This is a genomic window from Melghirimyces thermohalophilus (assembly GCF_900102685.1).
In the GTDB taxonomy this organism is placed as follows: domain Bacteria; phylum Bacillota; class Bacilli; order Thermoactinomycetales; family DSM-45169; genus Melghirimyces; species Melghirimyces thermohalophilus.
Genome location: NZ_FMZA01000012.1, coordinates 63,581 through 83,386 on the forward strand (window position 1 = coordinate 63,581; position 19,806 = coordinate 83,386).

General features: G+C 49.5%; 17 protein-coding genes and 1 pseudogene. 5 read left to right on the forward strand and 13 right to left on the reverse strand.

Features of this window, described 5'->3' with window-relative positions; genetic code table 11:
• Positions 1–274: 274 nt before the first annotated feature.
• Entirely contained in the window at positions 275–970 is a 696-nt protein-coding gene (locus BLP91_RS10265; RefSeq protein WP_143003528.1) for a hypothetical protein, read from the forward strand.
• Between the two features lie 482 nt (positions 971–1,452).
• Here BLP91_RS10265 and BLP91_RS17545 read toward each other — a convergent pair whose 3' ends face one another.
• The 3 genes from BLP91_RS17545 to BLP91_RS10280 form a co-directional block, all read right to left on the reverse strand.
• Entirely contained in the window at positions 1,453–1,680 is a 228-nt protein-coding gene (locus BLP91_RS17545; RefSeq protein WP_425412210.1) for a DUF6881 domain-containing protein, read from the reverse strand.
• Between the two features lie 36 nt (positions 1,681–1,716).
• Complete coding sequence (locus BLP91_RS10275) at positions 1,717–2,154, reverse strand: SMI1/KNR4 family protein (RefSeq protein ID WP_091570505.1); 438 nt, start codon at positions 2,152–2,154, stop codon at positions 1,717–1,719.
• A 459-nt stretch (positions 2,155–2,613) separates the two neighbouring features.
• Positions 2,614–3,777 (reverse strand): C39 family peptidase, encoded by a 1,164-nt coding sequence (locus BLP91_RS10280; protein ID WP_091570507.1) that lies wholly within the window; start codon positions 3,775–3,777, stop codon positions 2,614–2,616.
• A 210-nt stretch (positions 3,778–3,987) separates the two neighbouring features.
• Here BLP91_RS10280 and BLP91_RS10285 point away from each other — a divergent pair, with 210 nt between their 5' ends.
• Complete coding sequence (locus tag BLP91_RS10285) at positions 3,988–4,197, forward strand: LPXTG cell wall anchor domain-containing protein (protein ID WP_091570510.1); 210 nt, start codon at positions 3,988–3,990, stop codon at positions 4,195–4,197.
• A gap of 43 nt (positions 4,198–4,240) precedes the next feature.
• Here the strand turns inward: BLP91_RS10285 and BLP91_RS10290 are convergent, their stop codons facing one another.
• The 8 genes from BLP91_RS10290 to BLP91_RS10325 form a co-directional block, all read right to left on the reverse strand.
• Positions 4,241–5,146 carry an NlpC/P60 family protein gene (locus BLP91_RS10290; protein WP_176757937.1) on the reverse strand — a complete coding sequence of 302 codons (906 nt, stop codon included), beginning with the start codon at positions 5,144–5,146 and terminating at the stop codon, positions 4,241–4,243.
• A gap of 179 nt (positions 5,147–5,325) precedes the next feature.
• Positions 5,326–5,556, reverse strand: coding sequence for a hypothetical protein (locus tag BLP91_RS10295; RefSeq protein WP_091570515.1), 231 nt, complete (start codon positions 5,554–5,556; stop codon positions 5,326–5,328).
• Between the two features lie 25 nt (positions 5,557–5,581).
• Positions 5,582–6,310 (reverse strand): GDSL-type esterase/lipase family protein, encoded by a 729-nt coding sequence (locus tag BLP91_RS10300; protein ID WP_176757938.1) that lies wholly within the window; start codon positions 6,308–6,310, stop codon positions 5,582–5,584.
• A gap of 839 nt (positions 6,311–7,149) precedes the next feature.
• A complete protein-coding gene (locus BLP91_RS10305) occupies positions 7,150–7,647 on the reverse strand; it encodes a hypothetical protein (RefSeq protein ID WP_091570521.1) in 498 nt (165 codons plus the stop codon).
• Between the two features lie 516 nt (positions 7,648–8,163).
• A complete protein-coding gene (locus tag BLP91_RS10310) occupies positions 8,164–9,156 on the reverse strand; it encodes an NAD-dependent epimerase/dehydratase family protein (protein WP_091570523.1) in 993 nt (330 codons plus the stop codon).
• A gap of 766 nt (positions 9,157–9,922) precedes the next feature.
• Positions 9,923–11,521, reverse strand: coding sequence for an ABC transporter permease (locus BLP91_RS10315; protein ID WP_091570526.1), 1,599 nt, complete (start codon positions 11,519–11,521; stop codon positions 9,923–9,925).
• Positions 11,522–11,526: 5 nt separating this feature from the next.
• The gene (locus tag BLP91_RS10320) at positions 11,527–12,426 is read right to left on the reverse strand and encodes an ABC transporter ATP-binding protein (RefSeq protein ID WP_091570528.1); all 900 of its coding nucleotides are present in this window, start codon (positions 12,424–12,426) and stop codon (positions 11,527–11,529) included.
• Positions 12,427–12,432: 6 nt separating this feature from the next.
• Positions 12,433–13,065: a TetR/AcrR family transcriptional regulator gene (locus tag BLP91_RS10325; protein ID WP_091570531.1), complete on the reverse strand. Its 633-nt coding sequence runs from the start codon at positions 13,063–13,065 to the stop codon at positions 12,433–12,435.
• A 164-nt stretch (positions 13,066–13,229) separates the two neighbouring features.
• On the opposite strand from BLP91_RS10325, the pseudogene BLP91_RS10330 reads away from it, so the two are divergent.
• Positions 13,230–13,325 (forward strand): annotated as a pseudogene (locus tag BLP91_RS10330) (glutamate--tRNA ligase family protein); the annotation flags it as partial.
• A 206-nt stretch (positions 13,326–13,531) separates the two neighbouring features.
• A complete protein-coding gene (locus BLP91_RS10335; RefSeq protein WP_091570533.1) occupies positions 13,532–14,143 on the forward strand; it encodes a PH domain-containing protein in 612 nt (203 codons plus the stop codon).
• An 82-nt stretch (positions 14,144–14,225) separates the two neighbouring features.
• Here the strand turns inward: BLP91_RS10335 and BLP91_RS10340 are convergent, their stop codons facing one another.
• Positions 14,226–14,528 (reverse strand): DUF4870 domain-containing protein, encoded by a 303-nt coding sequence (locus BLP91_RS10340; RefSeq protein WP_091570536.1) that lies wholly within the window; start codon positions 14,526–14,528, stop codon positions 14,226–14,228.
• 240 nt (positions 14,529–14,768) lie between these two features.
• On the opposite strand from BLP91_RS10340, the gene BLP91_RS10345 reads away from it, so the two are divergent.
• A complete protein-coding gene (locus tag BLP91_RS10345) occupies positions 14,769–15,713 on the forward strand; it encodes an alpha/beta fold hydrolase (protein ID WP_425412211.1) in 945 nt (314 codons plus the stop codon).
• Between the two features lie 249 nt (positions 15,714–15,962).
• On the opposite strand, the gene pyc is transcribed toward BLP91_RS10345, so the two are convergent.
• Positions 15,963–19,436, reverse strand: a complete 3,474-nt coding sequence (pyc, locus tag BLP91_RS10350; RefSeq protein WP_091570538.1) for a pyruvate carboxylase — start codon at positions 19,434–19,436, stop codon at positions 15,963–15,965.
• Positions 19,437–19,806: the final 370 nt, after the last annotated feature.

Below are 19,806 nucleotides of genomic sequence, written 5' to 3' on the forward strand. Positions count from 1 at the left end.
CATTCTCAGCGGCGAATTTTGCATCCGATCGGGCTTGATTGAATGCCCGGTCCACATCCTCTTCTGAGGCACTTCCTACTTCCTCTAAGTCCTGAGGTTCAAACTGCTTGTTATCCAGGGACTCAACCAACGACTCCAGCTTCTTCTTCAAGGCTTCATCATGATATTGTCCCTCTTGAAGGGCTTGAAGCCCTTCTTGAACTAATCGTATTAAACGGATATAAATCCCGATTATAACTATTTCGTTGATTTTGACAGGGCTGTGAACATTGCAATGGAAGCCCAAGCTAAAGAGAAGCAAGAAAAGGAAACTGTAAAAGCTGCTGCAGGTGAACTTATGCACAAAGATGAGTATGAATTCACTTTTTATGATCCTCAAGATGAAGTCTGCGATCTTACTACAGAAGAAGAAGCAGGCACTTTCAAAAGCGTTGTTGAGTATTACAAAAATGGCGAGGTTAGCACACCTGAAGGAACGGAGTCCATTTGGGATGTGAAGTACTATAATACTATGTTTCCTACCAGGAATGATGAGTTATCATCCGGCTGGAATAATAGTGAGTTAATTACTCGATCTTCTGTAAACGACCTTTCCAATGAACAAAGCTTATATGATGCGGACCCAGAAGGAGATCAGACCAATGGAAGTATCTCCGTTCAACTGGACGGTGGCGGAGTCCCTACAATAGGTTGGACCTTCCCACTCGTGGATTCAACAATTGAGAATGTCTCGAACGAATTTGAGAATTACGGACGTTGGATTACCACCATCAACGGTGGTGTAGAACAAACTGATCGGGTCTCAACTGAACCTGGGGTAAGAGTATCCAATTCTGCTGGTGATATTGGGTTTGATCATAGTCATAAGTTAACGTATGTCCAAGACCCTGTAGCCTGTGGAGTCGGTTATGAAATAGACGAGAAGGTGGGGTATACAGGCGTACTTCGTCGCATTTTGTCAGATTTATAAAGAAAAAAGAAGGAGGTGGTTTTGGTTATCCACCTCCTTCTTTTTGTGCTCTGAAATGAATTGGCGATCTCTTTTAAATCATCGATGTGAAAATGTCGATCCGATTTTTTCCCCCTATGACGATCAGTTTGTAATAGAGGTCCCCTTTTTCCCAAAATAAAAATTCGGCGCTATGGTTACTCCAATGTTTCGCTTGTAGTCCACTCTTCAGTGAAATTGATTGTATTGGACCACCACTAGGCAATACATTAGAATCAGAGTCTATGATTACGAGGCTCACTTTTGATGGGATTGAATGGTTTCGGTATGCAATGTTCAAACTAATATAATCTCGTCCTTCCCAGTTTATCAGACACGCTGACTGTTCATCTACCTTAAACGGAAGCTCGGTAGGCAACTCCACCTGCTTTGGAAACTTTTTTACAGCTGTTCTGATATTGGTACATGGAGTAGCATGTTTTCTCTGGTCACTAGGGGTTGCATTACACCCAGTCATGATTAGAATAGCGATAATAACCCACAAATAGCGCAATGAAATCCCACGGAATTGGTTCAAGTCCCAAACCCGTTCCTCCCACTTCCACATCATCGTAAGCGCATCCGACTTTATCCCCGGGAACGAACTCCAATTTCCTGGCTTCCCATCGTTCCTCGTCTATCTCAGAATAAATGAGGTTGGAGTGATCAAGGTCTTCATGATGCCATTTCATAAGAAGGTATATGATCAAAGCATCAAACCCCACTGTTTAGTGTAACATCAGGAGAAAATCCTCAAATGTATGGGTCACTACTTTCGGATCCCCTCCTTCTCTTTCATGATTCCAGAAGATAATGCTGGGTTGTTTCGGATCCTTACGGAAGTCAAAACAGAGAAAGTTTCCAGCGGGGTCTTCTCCAAAAATGACCACTTGTTTCGGTATCCCATGTTCATCCCGGTAATCCTCATTGTTTGTGAGAAGATCACCGTCTTCATGCTCTGGGTCAAAGCTATATAAGACGCCCAAAACCCTCTCTACCCCCTCTACCATAAAGCGATTGGGTTCGGGATATCCCCCATGATGTTTTTTAGCTGTTTGCACATAATCTTTTGGGAAAATAACCCCTAATTTCTCTCCTACGGCTTGAATATCCCCTTCTGTAATCGGATCACTGCTGAATTCCCATTGTAGATCTTTACGTGCCATATAGACTCTCCTTCTTAACGTTTTCCACCATACAAATCTTTACCGCCAGTATGACTCGTTGGGGGATCCTCTTTTGCTACGGAGTGTTTTTAAGATTGAGTAGAAAAGTTTCAATAGGCAACCCTCCTTGCTGAGCATTTACTACAGCATCCGGAGGGTTGGAATGTCATTCGCCCAATGTTATTATGGGTTAAAATTTTTGTATTAATATTAATATGGATGGATGAAAATCTAAGGTACCTTCCCCTTTTTTAAATCCTCAATGACCTAATCGCATCCTGGATGAAACAGATCCAAAGCTGAATCTCTTGTCACACCACGGATATTTGAACACCTTATTCTACCGCAGGCGTATCGGGCGATGCTCATTCTGCAAAACACCACAACCCTAGATATCGACTTCTAGCGTTCTTTCATCTTTGCACAGACCGGCTGTTTGAATATATAGTCTCCCTTGATTTAAAAGCCCGGCGTCTGCCAACCCGGGGGATAGATGAGATAGGCGGTCCCGTTGGAATGTTCCAACCAGAGGCGTTCCACCTCCTGCCGGTCATAAGTGATGCGGACTTCATCATTCGTTGGCGCCGCTGGGTCGTTGGTCAGGACGTCACCCTGTTCATCAAATCCCCGAATCACCAACAGGTGACCAGGGGAACTGGGAAGCGGGCTGCCAGTCAGCTCCCCTTCATCGTAGGCAAAGCTGATGATGATCGGAACGCCCATCTGCACCCAGCGCTCCGCTTCGGCCAAGCTCCCCATGCGAACCACCTTCGCCTCCAGGCCGTGGCTAGCTGCGTAAGCGGTATTAAAGGGCCAGTTTCCGCCACCGTCATACACATGGTCCCAAACGCCTTTCACCACGGTGGGAACCGATTGCTCCCACTCCCGGTTTCCGGTCAGCCTCGCCCAGTAATCCATCACCATCGATGTGGATGTAGGCGAACACCAAACCTCCCCGCCATCCGGGTACACCATCTGCGATCGCATGGGCACGTCCAGGGCACGGGTCGGACCTGTGGACGGGATGCGGTCTGCCTGATCCTCTCCTTTAGAAAAGGCGATACCGTAAGCGCGGAGGGACGGGGTCCGGGAAAGGTCCTCCGTGAACAGAGTGATGCGAGCCTGAACCGCATGGGAGGTTTTTTCCAACTTCAACGTATCCACCGCCACATCCCCGTCCTCATCCCCCTGCCCCTGCACCGAGTGCCGGGGAAAGGGGGTGTCGTTCTGGTGCCATACACCCATGCTGTACCACTTGGTCCATCCCTGTTTCGTCCGCCCACGCAGTTCTACCTCCAGCCAGGTTCCCGCTGGGGTCACTGCCTGCCAGGAAGCGATCGCTTCCTCGAACCAAGCCCCGTGGACCGGGGCCGTCCAGCGACCATAAAAATAAGTGCCTTCATTATAGCGACCGGAAGAATCCTTCCCCCGCTTCGCCGTCTCCGGATTCAGCACCAACGTGGAACCCCGCTTTTTTGTCCCCGCAAAGGTGCCCCCGGAGAAATGTTTCACCTCATGATATGATTTGACAGCTTTTTTTGGAGGACCTCCCACCGCATCCACCACTGCTGCCGGCCCAAAAAAGATCATGACCACAGCCATCATTCCCAACCACACTCTCATTGCTTTCCAACCCCCTTCAACAGAATTAGGGATTAATTCGATCCGCTTAACCTTTCACCCTCCTGTTTGAAGGGGATGATTGCCCTTTTTATAGTCCATCGGACATATTTTCCCCCGTAAGAGGGGGCAGCAGCAGTAAAAACGGGAACCCGTAACGAATCACTATAAGGGTTCATCCCAAAACTTAATCACCCCAAAGGGGGGACGGATGTGAAACGAGTGGCCGCTATCATTACCATGTGGGGGATGCTTCTGCCGCCATCCTTAGCAGGAGCACAACCGACATCGGCCGGCCTCACCGGTGTGGCAGGCCACCGGCCTCCCGATACCGGTACATCCTTGCCGTTTTATATCGTGATCGGCGCCTTATTCCTGGTAATGGGCCTCGTCTTGCTCTGGCTCAGGAAAGGGCGGGAATGACGAAACCGGCTTCCTAGAGAAGCCGGTTTCGTCATTTGCACCCTTATGGCAACACCCGACGGGCGCTGACGTACCGTTCGCTCCAATAATCTTCATCAAGACGGTTAATGGTGACATCCTCTTCCGGATTGGTCGCATGGATCATCTTGCCATCCCCCATATAAATGGAGACATGGCTGATCCCCCCGCCTCCTGTGCGGAAAAAAAGGAGGTCACCGACACGAAGCTCTCCGTCGACCGAGACCCCGACAGAAGCCTGGGCGGAGCTGGTTCGAGGGAGATCGATCCCGACCTGTTGAAAGACGAATTGCGTGAAGCCGGAACAATCGAAGCGGTTGGGACCGTTCGCTCCGTGGCTATAAGCACCATCCAGCTGCGCTTGCGCCTCCCGAATCACCGCACTCGCCTGGGCATCCACATGGCCATCCGCCGCGCCACTCTCGTCAGCGGAAGACAGAGTGACCGCCCCTTTTGTCTCTGCAGACCCCGATTCACCAGCAACCTCGACAGAGCCGCTGCCTTTCACCTTCCCGGATAAACGAATCTGCTCCCCTACCTGAATCACGTCGGGGTCGGCAATCTGAGGATTTAATTGGATGAGTCCATCTAACTCCAACCCGTATTTCAGGGCGATCTGACCCAACGTCTCCCCCTTTTCCACCACATGGAAACGGTTGGACGTTCCAACTTGAGCCGCTTGGGAGGAGGAGTCCCCGGCAGCGCCCATATGCATCCGAATACCGGATGAGATCACATGATACTCCATCTTTTGTGGTGCAACCTGCTCCTGGGATACGGTCTCTTCCGTATTTCCCCTTTGGTCACGCACCTTCTGTTTTTCTGTCTCTCCCTCTGACCGAACGGCTGCATCTGCTGACTGTGTCCCCCAGAGCAACGAACCGGCCAGGGTTAGAGTGGTCATCACCTTCCTACGGGGATGAATAACCATCAAATTCCTCCATTTCATTGGTTTCGGCCCTGTCTCTTCTGTAAGAATCCCCCTTTGTACCAGGTCTGGGCCGTCAATGCTCCATCTATATGGATCAAATTTTTAAATTATGTCAGGAAATCGGCCAAGCCCGTGTCACCGAAATAAAAAACCGCCCCCCGAGGACGGTTCAACACGCTTTAATCGCCTGTGAAGAAAAAGAAACCGGCAGCAGTCAGAACAAGCAGAGAGCCTAAAAAACTGAGGACCGTCACCCCGAGATCGCCCACTAGGGGAAGCTGTTCCGGAAAAAACACGGCGACGAGCAACCCGATCCCCAACACCCATAAAAAAGATTTAAAGGTCACTTTCAACAACTTCCAAAAGACGACGGCCAAAATGAGACCGATCAGAATTTCGCCGACATCCACCGCTTTTCCTCCTCTCAAGATGGAATCATTTATCGGTAAAATTATACTTCCTGAAGATCTGTTTTACGATCATCTGGTATCCTCGGTGGTTGGGGTGGAGTGCATCGCTGAAGTAGGCCATCTTCGGCTTACCCTGGAACAGGAAATGGGTCGGGATCCACGTGGTGTTGGAATAACGAGCCAACACCCGGCGGATGGCTCGATTCCACTGTTGGATATACGGATCGCTGGCCACCATCCTCGGATAGGGATCATACAAACCCAACAATAAGACAGGTGCCTGGGGATTGGCTTGTCGCAACCGGTTCAAGATTTGATCCAGGTGGGTGGTAAATTCCCGCTTGCCCGCCTTCAACCGTTTTGGCTGCGGATCCATCATATCCCGACCGTTGCTGTACAAAAAGTCATTGGTGCCGATAAACAGGATCAACGTATCCGCCCGTTTCACATCCCGCAAAACAGGCCGTTGGGTCAGCTGATGCAAAACCCCGTCGGTCTGTTGCCCCCGGATTCCGTAATTGTCCACCTGATATTGGGTATCCCGATGGCGGTTCAGCTGCCGCTTCAGTTCCCCGACGTACCCCCGGCCAGTCTGATCTCCGTAACCATAAGTGAGGGAATCTCCCAGTGCCACGATCTGGTGGGAAGGTTGCTGCCGATCGGAAGCAAAAGGTTGCTTTTCCTGGATAAGCAAAAAGATGAAAAAGATCAGCACGACAGCGAGAGCGATAGATAGTAAAAAATGGCGGTTCACGATCCACTCTCCCCATTCCTTTTTAACATACTTCCCGGTTTTCCACTCCCGCTAACGCCCAAATCAATCCAGGAACATATCCGGCCTCCCTGGAGGTTAAGGTGGAGAGCCCTGTTATTTCAGTCCGGATCGACGTCTCGCTCCGCCATTATTGCAAACTTTCCGACTATACATGTATGCGACCGAGGCCACCCCGGTGTTTACCATCAAGCAACCCTTAAGCTTTTTTCCATCTGTAGCCGTAAACACCTGAGCAAAGCCCTATACCAGAATCACCCATTTCGTACTTCCGCCTCATTAAATCCCTTTGACCTCAAAGCTCTTTGAAAAGGAATATACCTATGTTGCCTAAAAAAAAGGCTGTCGTGTAACGGACAGCCGGGCAGATGAGAGCAAAAATGGATACCATTCATTCAGTGTCACCGTTAAAGGAGAGAGGGAAATCTGGATCAAGCTACAGGTCATTGAAAAGGAAGGACCCATCTCCCGATCCATATTTAGCATACATGAAAGTGGGGCTCGGCGGCCATTAACCAAAAGGAGCGTTTTTCAATTCTTACTGAGGAGTTACATATACAACGGGGGTGGGATCTATTTTCAAATCTATTCTATCATACCTTTCCTACTACTGAGCCAAGCTCGGATTGTTCAGACGGATGCTAAAAGCAACATTGAAAATCCCCTTCTAAGAAAGAACACTCATGCCGTTCCGGCCTGAAAATGTAGCAACTTCGGTTTTTTTCATAAAATTACTACCCCAAGGGAAGATGACATTGTTCGTCTTAATCACGAACCTGAACATCTCCATTTCTAACCATTTTCTTTTGTTCGATAAAAAACTAAACAATACATTTCCTTGGGGAATGATGCTTGAGAGGAATCTGGGTTGTTCGCCCACTCAACACATGAAAAACTTCTAGTACGTCCGGTAACGTCTCACATATATTCAAACACTGAACCTGTTGCAGGTCTTTCACGTCACAGGGGATCTCCACCTGATAGGTTCGGAGCAAACAAGTTTTGGAGTTCCACACCATCACAGGTTCTGATAGGTGCTCTTTTTCCTTTTCCATCACGATGGATGGGTGGTCCCGGTTCGGTAGCAATCCCTGGAGCAAGTGATCCGTCGTTTTCAACAACACTTCGTAATAACGAAAATGACTCTCAAAAAAAGAGGGAAGTGCGGTCCAGTTTTCTTCAATCAGTTCCAAAACACGGAGTCCGGTTCGTTGACTGGGTTCGGAGTCATAAAACCCTTTTACCACGTGATTGACAGTCCTCTGAACGGCCGAGACCCATTTCCGCTCGAGGGGTTTTCCCCTTCGATGTTTGCTCACTATTCTACCCTCCCGTGGAGTTAAGATGATAGGAAAAGTCGGATCCGAATGGTTTCACATGTTGTCACCTCTTCATTCGGACTACGACTAAACGACTTCGGTTGCACCTATGGGCAAGAAGGTCCATCGCAAGATCAAAAACAGCAACCTGTGTGATCTGTTCTGTTGGTCAAACCCCTATCATTCAGCTGGTTCCATCATAACCTAATTGATAATGATTATCAATGAGAACTTTAAAGGATGTTCTTACTCTCTCCATCCAACGTCAAACAACCAAAAGAGGCCACTCGAGTGGCCTCATTCATCCGATGATTTTTTTATTCACCGAAGTTAGACATAACGAATGGAACATCTGTGACAGCCCTCCTCACCCTTTGATGAAACCCTAGCCGAACATTGGATGAGAGCCCCAATCTGATCTACTGAATGGACATTGGCGATCGGTGCAGAGACAAAGTAAGTCCTCATCGAAGCTGGAGGAGTCTGCCCGTGGAGATCCTTCCCTATGGGCAGTTGTCAGGTTGGTGAATGACCCTTCACTAATTGGTCCTCCCGTTCATAATCCCATTCATAATCCTTAGGAGGGTGATTTAATTCCCACGTCATGGTCTTCTTTAATGCGGTTTTTCGGTCAACGACTTCTGCATAGCCCAGCTCCTTGCGAATCAGTGAGGTATCGATCACAATATCTTGTTTCATTTCGTAGGGATAGATGAACGATTGAGTTAATCGTTCTTTTGGCAAGACCATCATTTCCCCCTTCCATTCGAAGATTTTGGCAATCTCCAACACCCATTCACGAAGGGTAAAGGAAGGAACCTCCCCGACATTATAGATTTTGCCGCTAACTCGAACATCAGTAGTTGCCAATACTATGGCTTCTGCGACATTCTCCACATATCCCCGCGTCCACGACCAATGAGCCGCTTCTTCCTCCAAAATGATGTAAGGGCGTTGATCTGCCATTCTTTTCACATATTCAAATGTACGATGCCGATCATCCTCCGGTCCATATACCATGGGAAGTCTCAAGATGGTACCAGGGAGTTCCTGCTCCCCTAACACGGTTTGTTCCTCATAATGGTACAGGCTCTCATCGATCCCGCGGTATGGATACATGCTGCTTCTTAAAGGAGCGCTTTCTTTCAAAGGAACCGGTTCTAAATCACCTTCCTCCAGACGGCGAAAAATACTATAAGCCCGATAAACATCGAGGCTACTTAAAGCTACCACCCGCTGGGTTAAACCCTTACAAGTATCCATGACAAGCTGGGCATCTCTTTGCGTATAGGGAAACATATCTAAAACAACATCAGGTGAAAATTTTTTTATGTTGTCGACATGTTCAAAGAAGCGATTTCGATCTCCTTGAATATGTTGAACCTCATGAAATTGAACCTTCTTTGTTTTCCCACGGTTAAAAACTGCTACCTGATGGCCCTTTTGTAATAATCGCTTGACGACATATGGACCAATAAAATTAGTTCCCCCGATCACAAGGATTCGCATACCTTCACTCCTCTATCTATATTTCCAACTTCATTTCTGCCTTTTCTTTGGATTTCCTCCTAACTCTGTAACAGGTTATAAGGGTAAATTTTTTTCACGTAAAACAACTCAGCTGTTCGCGGAATCGCCATTCCCTCTTTCTCCGATCATGGCCGAGAGATTGCGGGCGGACCAAAACCACGGAAGGAACCGAGCATTCCATAGGGCCGCCGAACCCGCTCCATGTGACGGATCAGGCCTGGGTCAAACCTCAATCCACCCTCATGCTTTTATATAGGCTTATCCATCTCATTTTAGTCCGACAGATTATTAAGACTATCGGAATTTTTGCGGGACAGGCCTTCCCCTTGCCGTAACGTTGAAACGAAACAAAGAAACCCCTTAGGAGGACCCTTCTTGCAAAATCCGGAAAGGGAACGCTGAATCGGTGAGCGGGATCCAATGGTGACACGCACACATTTATCCTTTTCTGTTCTCCTGTCCAATCGCCGATCAAAAATTGCACATATGTTACAGGGACAGCCATTGAAAGGGGGATGCTCAGATGAGCTGGTATCGCGGAGGATACGGTTACGGATTTGGTTTGCGCCGGCTGCTCCTGTATCTTTTGGTCATTGCGGTGATTTTCGGGTTGGTAGGTGTCGTTTGGTAATCATCTCCCCCGCGGGAGGTCCACCCCTTTTGCACCATCACCAAAAAACCCCTCGTAAAAACGAGGGGTTTTTTGGTGACGCCCTTTTTCCATCTCCTCTATCCTGCCTTTGGATCAACCATGCAAATCCCGTCTTTTGTATCCCATCCAGCCCACTGTTGCCAGGAGAATAGCCACAGCTGTCAGTAGCCACACTTTGCTGACATCCATCTCTTCCACAGGTAGTTGCGGTATATGCCCAAAAGGGGAAATTTGGGCTACCCACTCCGGGAATTGAAACAGTCCGCCAAGATATACCACGATAAAGGAGTAAAACAGATAGAGCCAGACCAAAGCGTTCCATTTCGGCAGCAAACCGATCAGCATGGCGGAGGTGCCGATCATGACGAGCAACGCCGGATAAAAGGCAATGGCGGCACTATAAACCATGCCAAATGCCAATTTTCCTTCCATCGCCGCCGTTCCTGCCGCCCACAAACCGATGGCCGCCAGCGACAGCATGACAAATCCGTTCCCTGCGGAGAGCAAACCATAGCTTGTCATCAGCCGAGTGCGGGAGACCGCTCTTCCCAGCACCGGTTCGATCCGGTTCCGTTTCTCTTCCCCGTATAACTTATTCATGGCCATCACTGGGGGAACCGTTGCCAGGATAGCCATTACGGTGATGATCTTGGAGATAAACTGTTCCGTCAGCGATACTCCGGGGGCCTCAGCCAGAAACTGCTTCATCATCTCATTCTCTTGAAAAAAGGACTCCAGTTCCCCTAACACCGACCCGTAGGAGAGGCCGATGAGTAACATACCGATCCCCCAGGCAATCGTTCCCGTCCGCTGCAGTCGCCAAGCGAGTCCGATCGGGGTTCTCAAAAGAGGCGATGCTTGTTTTCTGCCGGGCCTTTCGTTAAGAAAACCAGCTCCCAGATCACGAATGCTATGCAAATAATAGGCACCGGCAAACCCTATCGCCGATCCCAGAAACATCAAACAAACCGGCCACCAATCATTGTGGGCGTATACCTGAGCCTTCGTCACCCACCCCAGGGGGGAGATCCATGATAACGCCTCCACCGTCACATCGCCGATCCCCCGCATGAGATAGGCAATAACGAGCAGTGTGATGGCGTAACCTCTCGCTCCGCGGTTACTTCCTGAAAGTTGGGCAAAAAGGGCTGCCACTCCGGCAAAGAAAAGGCCGATCCCGCCCAACACCGCCCCATACAGGAGCGAGCCTTCCAATCCCATTCCATCAAAAGGAAGGGTGGCTAACCCAAATCCCGTCACCAAAGCCAACAGCAAATTGCTGACACAAACCATCAGGAGCATAGCGTGCAGATTGGACAGACGGCCCACCGGCAGGGATTGAATGATCTCCATCCGTCCCTTCTCCTCATCCCCCCGCGTGTGACGGGTCACCAGCAATATGTTCATCAGTCCGACGATGATAGCCGTAAACAGCAACATTTGGTGCGCAGTCATCGCGCCCAGGGTATAGTGATCCAAATCTCCAGGTCCCACCATAGCCGTCATCGCCGGATTTCTCATCCCTTCCGCCATCCCATCCCGCGCCTGTTGGGTCGGATATAAATCATCCAAGGCGAAGGTTATGATGAAGGTAAAACAGGGGACTCCCACCAACCACAAAAGGCTACGGAAGCGCTCTTTTTTCATGATAAACCGGAAAAGAATCCCGCTCCGGGCAAATTCCGAGGCCATCGCGGTCACCTCCCACCGGCGTCTTCATAATGGCGCAAAAACACATCTTCCAAGGTCGGCGGCGCACTCTCCAACTTCACAATCCCGTAAGGGCTGACATGTTGTATCACGCGGTCCAGTTCATCGGCATCCACCTGCAGGGCCAAGGTGTGACCCTTCTGTTCGAGGTGATGAATGCCGGCTAATGCTTGTAGCCCGGAGACAGGCTGTCGGGTTTCGATCTGCAGATGGGTACGTGTCAAATGGCGCAGCTGGGCCAAGGTGCCTGATTCGATGATCTCACCCTGTCGAATGATGGCGATCCGGTCACACACTTTCTCTACCTCCGATAAGATGTGACTGGACAGAAGGACGCTTTTTCCTTCCCGTTTCGCCTCCAGAATGCACTCCTGAAACACGCGCTCCATCAAGGGATCAAGACCGGAGGTGGGCTCATCCAAAATATACAGATCTGCATCGGAAGCAAAGGCGGCTACCAGGGCCACCTTTTGTCGGTTTCCCTTGGAGTAGGTGGCACATTTTTTTGTCGGGTCCAACTGGAATCGCTCCATCAACTCTTCCCGGCGCTTCCTCACCTGTTTTCCCCGACTTCCCCGCAGGGAAAGAAAGAGGTCGATCACCTCACCGCCGGTTAAGCGGGGCCACAAATTGACATCCCCCGGCACATAAGCCATCCGCTGGTGAATCTGAACCGCCTCTTTCCACGCATCCTGGCCAAAAATCTTCGCTTCTCCCGCATCTGCTTTTAACATCCCGAGTAAAATCCGGATGGTCGTCGATTTTCCCGCTCCGTTGGGACCGATAAAACCGTAAATTTCCCCTTGGTTCACCTCGATGTTCACGCCGTTTAACGCCGTAAACTTCCCAAACCGTTTCACCAGGTCCGTCGTTTTTAACACCGCCACCGCTCTTCACCCCTTCGATTTGTAAAAGATGGTTTTTAAAACATCCATGTATTGGTAAAACTCTTCCCACAGCGGCTCAAGTGAGATAGCGGTCATCTTTTGTCCTTGAAATCGGGTTTTCAATTCATTCTGATACCCTTCAATCGCCCACCGGATCAACTGGTACGCTTTTTCCACATCGACATCATCCCGGAATAAGGTGACATCGACACCTTTATACAACTTTTCCTCACCCAATCGTTGCAAGGATTCGATCCGCTTTTTCTGGTCAGCGGCAAGCTCATTTTCCGGCGTCAACAAAAAAGTGCCCATAAATTGAAACACATGAGGGTGATCGATCATGGCATCCATCTTGAGGTGGGCAGCCTGTTCCAACCGTTGGATGAAATCGGACTCACTGGTATCGATCCGCTGGAGATAGTGCTGGCGCACGATGTTGAGACTGTAATCGATCAGATAGCGGTACAGCTCCTGTTTGCTACGGAAGTAGTAGAAAAGCATTCCTTTCCCGATTTCTGCTTTTTTCACTATTCGGTTGGTGGACGCTTGTTCATAGCCGTGTTCAGCAAATTCTTGCAGAGCGGCGTTGATGATCTTCCGTTGTTTGTCGGGATGAAGAGCCGCAAACTTCTCCGTCATCTTATTTCCTCCTGTAGACCGATTGGGTCGAATCAAGTGTAGCATGATCGACCAGGTTGGTCAACGATGGACAAGGGTAAGTTTTTTTATATTCAGGATTCATATGGACCCGCCTGACCCACTCTACGAATCCGTTATATATGGAGAGAGGTGATTGGATGTAGAGAGAGCGGTTTGCGCCAACACCTTCAGGTGAACTTCATATCGGCAACGCCCGGACAGCTTTACTGACGTGGCTTCAAATGCGTAAAGGTGGTGGGATGGCTGCACGGATTTGATCCTAGACTTCGATCTGAAAAACGTCCCCAAAGAGCGGCTCTACTTGGATCCCTCTCCACTGCAGGCCTTAACCGGTGGAGGAACCATATAAAATCATGGTTAAAAAGATAAACTCTCATTTATACGGATAGAGAGGGCCTGTTATACTAGAGTTGTTATCTCAAATTCGATTGAAAGGATGAAGCGGATGTTTGGAAAAGTGGCCTCTGACGTCTTGGGCCTGAGCGACATCGGATCGGTGATTCAACCGGCGGACTATGACAAGGTGGATGCCGACGATTGCGTGATGCATGAAGACGGCGAACGGATTTATTTCCTGATCAAATCCAAGTCTGATGAGTACTGTTTCACCAACAAAGCCCTTATTCACCTAGACGGAAGCAGTGCCACCAGTAAAAAGCGCACCTTGAAACGGTATGATTATCATCGATATGAGATCTCCAACGTCTCCCTGGAAACAGCCGGCACCGTTGATTTGGATGTGGAGATTAAATTTACCCTGGGCGGTGCTCAATTTTCGATCGACGTCAACAAAAAGCACCTGGAAGAGCTGAAGGATCTGTATAAAGCTCTGCTTAAAATTGCCGAACTCACCCAAGACAACAACGTCTCCCTGGGCCACGCCAAACAGAGCCTGGAGTTGGCCTCCACCACCCTAGGCCGCGCTCGTGTGGAAGGCACCCTTCATGAAGAATTAAAAGAGATGAATCAACTGGCCTTCGATTGGCTGCAGGAAGCACGGAAGCAATACCATATCAAAGACTTCAGCTCCGTTTTCGAGCGCTATATCAACAACTAAATTCCCCCATATAAAAAGGAGGAGCGATGGCGCTCCTCCTTTTTTGTCCTGTTGGCAAAGAAAATAAGCCCGGATAGGCTTATTAGCGAATCCAGGAACCGATGAGGGGATAATGGAAGGAGCGATCTTGAATCGCCCGGATGATCCCCATAATCGGAGCGATCAATCCGATCAAGCCGAAAATGACTAAAAACGGCAATCCGATCAAGATGAAGGAGAAAAAATAGGAGATGGAAACCAACAGCCAAATCACGAAATGAAAGACAAGTGCCTGCAGAGAAAGCCGCTTCAGTTCCCGTTCACTAGCCAGCAACCAAAGGATCAACGGAATCAGCACGGGAGCAAACCAGATGCTGGCATGCAGCAGTATTTTGATCACTTTCATCGGTGCGACTCCTTTCCACGGTGTGGTGAATGATTCTAACATACCATAACCACTTGGATTGTAAACATGTATATGGTCCGAAGAACATCCGGGTTACGGCAGATGTGTTACACTCATGTTCACGATTTGAAAGTAAGTTTATGGGAACTTAAGTGCGGGGCGGTTATAAATTTTGGTTACTTGTGGAAAAAGGAGGGGGATAAGAAAATGAAAAAAATCATGTTAACTGTTATAGCCATTATGATTTTAAGCTATGCAGCATACCTCATTTTTAAAGATGACCATCCAGTTGGCCACTTTACATCTGAGGAAGGGAAGAAAGACTTTCAAAATGCTTATCATGAAGCAATGTCACTTCTCCCAGAACCAGTGGATACGAAAAATATAAAGACAGAATATGGAATCGTTCGTGTCTATTACTTTACAAAAGAAGAGAATAAACATAAGGAACCCATGATGTTACTGCCAGGACGTGCTGCATCTACCCCGATGTGGGAGTCGAATTTGGAAGGACTGATAAGTGAAAGACCGGTCTACACGGTAGATTTACTTGGTGAACCTGGTATGAGCATTCAAACAAAAGCAATTGAAAATCAAAAGGACCAAGCTAAATGGTTAAATGAAGTGATTATAAAGTTAGGATTAGAAAAAGTGCATATCATGGGCGTCTCCATCGGTGGATGGACGGCAATGAATTTGGTTCGCTTTTTTCCTGATCACATCGCTTCAGTTAGTTTGCTAGACCCTGTTATGGTATTTGAGCCCATCTCCTTTAAAATGGTTTTGGCATCTATTCCAGCTTCCGTCCCGTTAATCCCCCAGTCTATTAGAGAAAAGATGTTAAGTTATATTTCAGGGGGAGCCGAAGCGAATGAAGATGTACCGGTTGCTAAATTGATTGAATCAGGTATGCGTAATTTTAAATTGAAAGTGCCAGCGCCGGATCAATTTAGTGAAGAGGACTTACAAAATATCCATGTGCCAGTACTTGCATTAATGGCTGAAAACAGTACGATGCATAATTCAAAAAAAGCAGTTGAAAAAGGAAAAAAGTATGTCAAAGACATCGAAATTGAAAATTGGCCAAATGCATCTCATGCAATCAATGGCGAATTTCCCAATGAGATCAATAATAGAATTCTGAGATTTGTAGAGAAAAATTCAAATTCTAAAGACGACCGATGAAGTTTGTGTAACCTGAAACTGGCAGACCACATTGCGTCTGAACGGCTATATCCCGGAACTTACGAACAAAGACACAGAAGGGTGGATGATGCCCAAGGCGTTGTCTGCCGCGGAAGAAATGCATCAGTCACTAAAAAAGACAGTATGGGATGAAAAGCATTGTTAAACCTTATTCGTCCCCATCATGGATCATGGGCATGAAGAAAGCCTTCTTCCGACGGGAAGAAGGCTTCTCTTTCTAAACCAAGGTTATTCCATTTCCAGGAGCAGATCGTTGGTTTGGATCGATTCTCCTTCGGATACATAGAGCTCTTTGACCACGCCGTCGGCGGGTGCTTGAATGGCGGTTTCCATTTTCATCGCTTCGGTGATCATCAAGTGATCGCCTTTTTTCACCTGTTCTCCCTTTTCGACGACGACCTTCACCACCGTGCCGGGCATAGAAGCACCGATGTGGTTCGGGTTGTTCTTGTCCGCCTTTTTCCGGACGGGGACCGTCGATTTGACGCTGTGATCGGGAACGATCACTTCCCGGGGCTGCCCGTTCAGCTCAAAATAGACCACCCGGGTTCCATCGCTCTGCGCTTCCCCGATGGATACCAGCTTGACGATCAGGGTTTTCCCCTGTTCGATCTCCACTTCGATCTCCTCGCCCAGCCGCATTCCATAGAACAGCGTCGGCGTATCCAGGACGGACACATCTCCATATTCCTCTTTAAATGCTTCAAAATCCAAAAAGACATCGGGATACAAGGCGTAGGAGATCAAATCGTGGCTGGTCACCTGTCGATTCAACTTGTGGTACAGAGTTTCTTTCAGTTGATCAAAGTCAACCGGTTCCAGCCGCTCGCCGGGGCGAACGGTAATCGCCTCCCGACCCTTCAGAATGATCCGCTGCAACTCCTGGGGAAAGCCCTGGTAAGGTTGTCCCAGGTATCCCTGGAAAAATTCCACCACGGAATTGGGGAAATCCAGCTTCTCCCCCTGCTCGTATATATCGTCTTCGGTCAGGTCGTTCTGCACCATGTACAACGCCATGTCGCCAACCACCTTGGAGGAGGGGGTCACTTTCACAATATCCCCGAACAGATCATTCACCCGCCGGTACATCCGCTTCACTTCACCCCAGCGATCACCCAGTCCCACGGCTTTCGCCTGCTGCCGCAGGTTGGAATACTGGCCACCCGGCATCTCGTGTTGATAAACCTCCGCATTGGGGGCTCGCATACCGCTTTCAAAGCCTTCATAGTAATTCCGTGTCCCTTCCCAAAACTGGGAGAGCCGGTCGAGAGCCCGAATATTGACATCGGGCTTCCGCTCCGAATGGTCCAAGGCGTAATAGAGGCTGTTGGCACTAGGCTGGGAAGTGAGCCCGGCCATGGAACTGACCGCCACATCGACGATATCGACGCCGGCTTCCACCGCCTTGGCATAGGTGTAGATACCGTTGCCGCTGGTATCGTGGGTGTGGAGGTGGATCGGGATATCCACCGTCTCTTTCAAGGCAGAGATCAGTTCATAGGCTGCCTGGGGCTTCAACAGACCGGCCATATCTTTGATACCCAAAATGTGCGCCCCGGCCTTTTCCAACTCCTTGGCCATGTTGCGGTAGTAGTTCAGGTCGTATTTATCCCGTTTCGGGTCGAGGATGTCACCGGTATAGCAGACGGAGGCTTCGGCGATTTTCCCGCTCTGCCGGACCGCATCGATGGCCAAAGTCATCCCTTTCACCCAGTTGAGACTGTCAAAGATCCGAAACACATCGATGCCGGCTTCCGCCGATTGGGTGACAAACTCCTTGATCACATTATCGGGGTAGTTTTTGTAGCCGACGGCATTGGAAGCGCGCAGCAGCATCTGGAACAGTACATTGGGCATTTTCTCCCGCAGGATCATCAGGCGCTCCCAGGGATTCTCCTTCAAAAAGCGCATGGCAACATCAAAGGTGGCTCCGCCCCACATTTCTACAGAGAAAAGGTTGGGGAGCAGTCGCGCCGTCGGTTCCGCAATCTGCTTTAAATCATGAGTCCGCACCCGGGTCGCCAGCAAGGATTGATGGGCATCCCGGAAGGTGGTATCCGTCAGCAACACTTGTTGTTGCTGCTTCACCCAGTTGACAAGCCCATCGGCCCCCTCCCGGTCCAAAATTTGCTTGGTACCCTCGGGCATCGGCTCCGAATGTTTCACTTTCGGGATCTGGGGCGGTTCAAAGGCCGGCTTCTTCTGTTTCTTCAGCCCTTCGAAACCGTTGACAGTGGTGGTGCCGATATATTTCAGCATCTTGGTTCCCCGGTCCTTACTTTTCGGAAAGACAAACAACTCCGGGGTGGAATCGATAAAGGAGGTGTCGTATTCACCGGATAAAAACTTGGAATGCCGGACCACGTTTTTCAGAAAGGCGATATTGGTCTTGATCCCGCGAATCCGAAATTCGCTTAAGTTACGCAACATTTTGGAGGCAGCACTTTCAAAGGTAAGGGCCCATGTGGACAGCTTCACCAGCAAGGAGTCGTAATGGGGGGTGATCACCGCTCCCTGGAACCCGTTCCCCGCATCCAGTCGAACTCCGAAGCCGCCCCCGGTCCGGTAAGCCCGGATCCGCCCCGTATCGGGGAGGAAGTCGTTGCTTGGATCTTCCGTCGTCACCCGGCACTGAATCGAATAACCATGGGTGGTAATCTCCTCCTGAGGCGGGATGCCGATCGGCTCTTCGTGCAGCCGATGCCCCTCCGCAATGTAGATTTGCGATTGGACGATGTCGACACCGGTTACCATTTCGGTGATGGTATGTTCCACCTGCACACGGGGATTCACTTCGATGAAGAAATACTCCCCTTGTTCATTGACGAGAAATTCGACGGTGCCGACGTTGACATAACCGATCTCTTTCATCAATTGGACCGCCGACTCACAGATCGCTTCCCGCCATTCGTCCTTTAGGGATACACTCGGCGCGATTTCCACCACTTTTTGGTGGCGCCGTTGCACGGAACAGTCCCGCTCGTACAAATGGACCACATCGCCGCTCTGATCGGCCAAGATCTGTACCTCAATGTGTTTCGGATTTTCCACGAATCGCTCCACATACACATCATCTCGGCCGAAAGCCTTCTTCGCTTCGGATTTGGCCCGGTCATACGCATCGGCTAAGGCCTCTTCACTGCGTACGATCCGCATGCCGCGCCCGCCGCCGCCAAGGGAGGCCTTGATCATGAGGGGGTACCCGTGTTCATCGGCAAACTGCTGCACTTCCTCCAGGCTGGAGACGGGACCGTCACTCCCGGGAATCACCGGAATTCCTGCCTTGATCGCCGCATTTTTGGCTTGAATCTTGTCGCCAAACATCTTCAGGTGCTCCACTTTCGGCCCGATAAAGATAATACCCTCTTCTTCACAGCGTTGGGCAAAGCGAGTATTTTCCGACAAAAACCCGTATCCGGGATGGATCGCGTCTACATCGCTGCTCTTGGCCACCTCAATAATTCCCTCAATATCGAGGTAAGCTTCCAGGGGGCTTTTATCTTCCCCGACCAGATACGCCTCATCCGCTTTATAACGGTGGTAAGAGCCCGTATCCTCCTTGGAATAAATGGCGACCGTGCGAATCCCCAGCTCCGTACAGGCACGAAAGATTCGGATAGCAATTTCTCCTCGGTTTGCGACCAGCACTTTGTTAATCTTATTCAACAATCGGTCACATCCTTTTATGGAATGGATTCTCATATGAAAGGTCGTGTACCATCTGAGTGACTATTGCACTTTAAGCATTATCCATAGGATAGGCCGGCGCTCTGGAACAAAGGTAGCCATCCAACTTAACGGAGAATCAGTTAGCAAGGGCGTCTAGGAGCGACTCACATCTTGGCATTCACTTGCCACAAGGGTTTCCTCTGCCCGAAGCAGGATCTTCAATGCCGGATGGCATAGCGAGACCGGGAACGGAGTGACCTGGCGAGACTTGTGCCCTTTGGGTGCATAGCGAGACCGGGAACGGAGTGACCTGGCGAGACTTGTGCCCTTTGGGTGCATAGCGAGACCGGGAACGGAGTGACCCTGGCGAGACTTGTGCCCTTTGGTACAGCGGAACGTAGGG

Coding starts and splice junctions, on each gene's coding strand:
- BLP91_RS10340 (WP_091570536.1), bottom strand. CDS start 14,528: ATGAAAGTGATCAAAATACTGCTGCATGCCAGCATCTGGTTTGCTCCC.
- BLP91_RS17545 (WP_425412210.1), bottom strand. CDS start 1,680: ATGAAATGGCATCATGAAGACCTTGATCACTCCAACCTCATTTATTCT.
- BLP91_RS10280 (WP_091570507.1), bottom strand. CDS start 3,777: ATGAGAGTGTGGTTGGGAATGATGGCTGTGGTCATGATCTTTTTTGGG.
- BLP91_RS10265 (WP_143003528.1), top strand. CDS start 275: ATGGAAGCCCAAGCTAAAGAGAAGCAAGAAAAGGAAACTGTAAAAGCT.
- BLP91_RS10325 (WP_091570531.1), bottom strand. CDS start 13,065: ATGACGGAGAAGTTTGCGGCTCTTCATCCCGACAAACAACGGAAGATC.
- BLP91_RS10290 (WP_176757937.1), bottom strand. CDS start 5,146: ATGGTTATTCATCCCCGTAGGAAGGTGATGACCACTCTAACCCTGGCC.
- BLP91_RS10335 (WP_091570533.1), top strand. CDS start 13,532: ATGTTTGGAAAAGTGGCCTCTGACGTCTTGGGCCTGAGCGACATCGGA.
- BLP91_RS10345 (WP_425412211.1), top strand. CDS start 14,769: ATGATTTTAAGCTATGCAGCATACCTCATTTTTAAAGATGACCATCCA.
- pyc (WP_091570538.1), bottom strand. CDS start 19,436: ATGAGAATCCATTCCATAAAAGGATGTGACCGATTGTTGAATAAGATT.
- BLP91_RS10275 (WP_091570505.1), bottom strand. CDS start 2,154: ATGGCACGTAAAGATCTACAATGGGAATTCAGCAGTGATCCGATTACA.
- BLP91_RS10315 (WP_091570526.1), bottom strand. CDS start 11,521: ATGGCCTCGGAATTTGCCCGGAGCGGGATTCTTTTCCGGTTTATCATG.
- BLP91_RS10310 (WP_091570523.1), bottom strand. CDS start 9,156: ATGCGAATCCTTGTGATCGGGGGAACTAATTTTATTGGTCCATATGTC.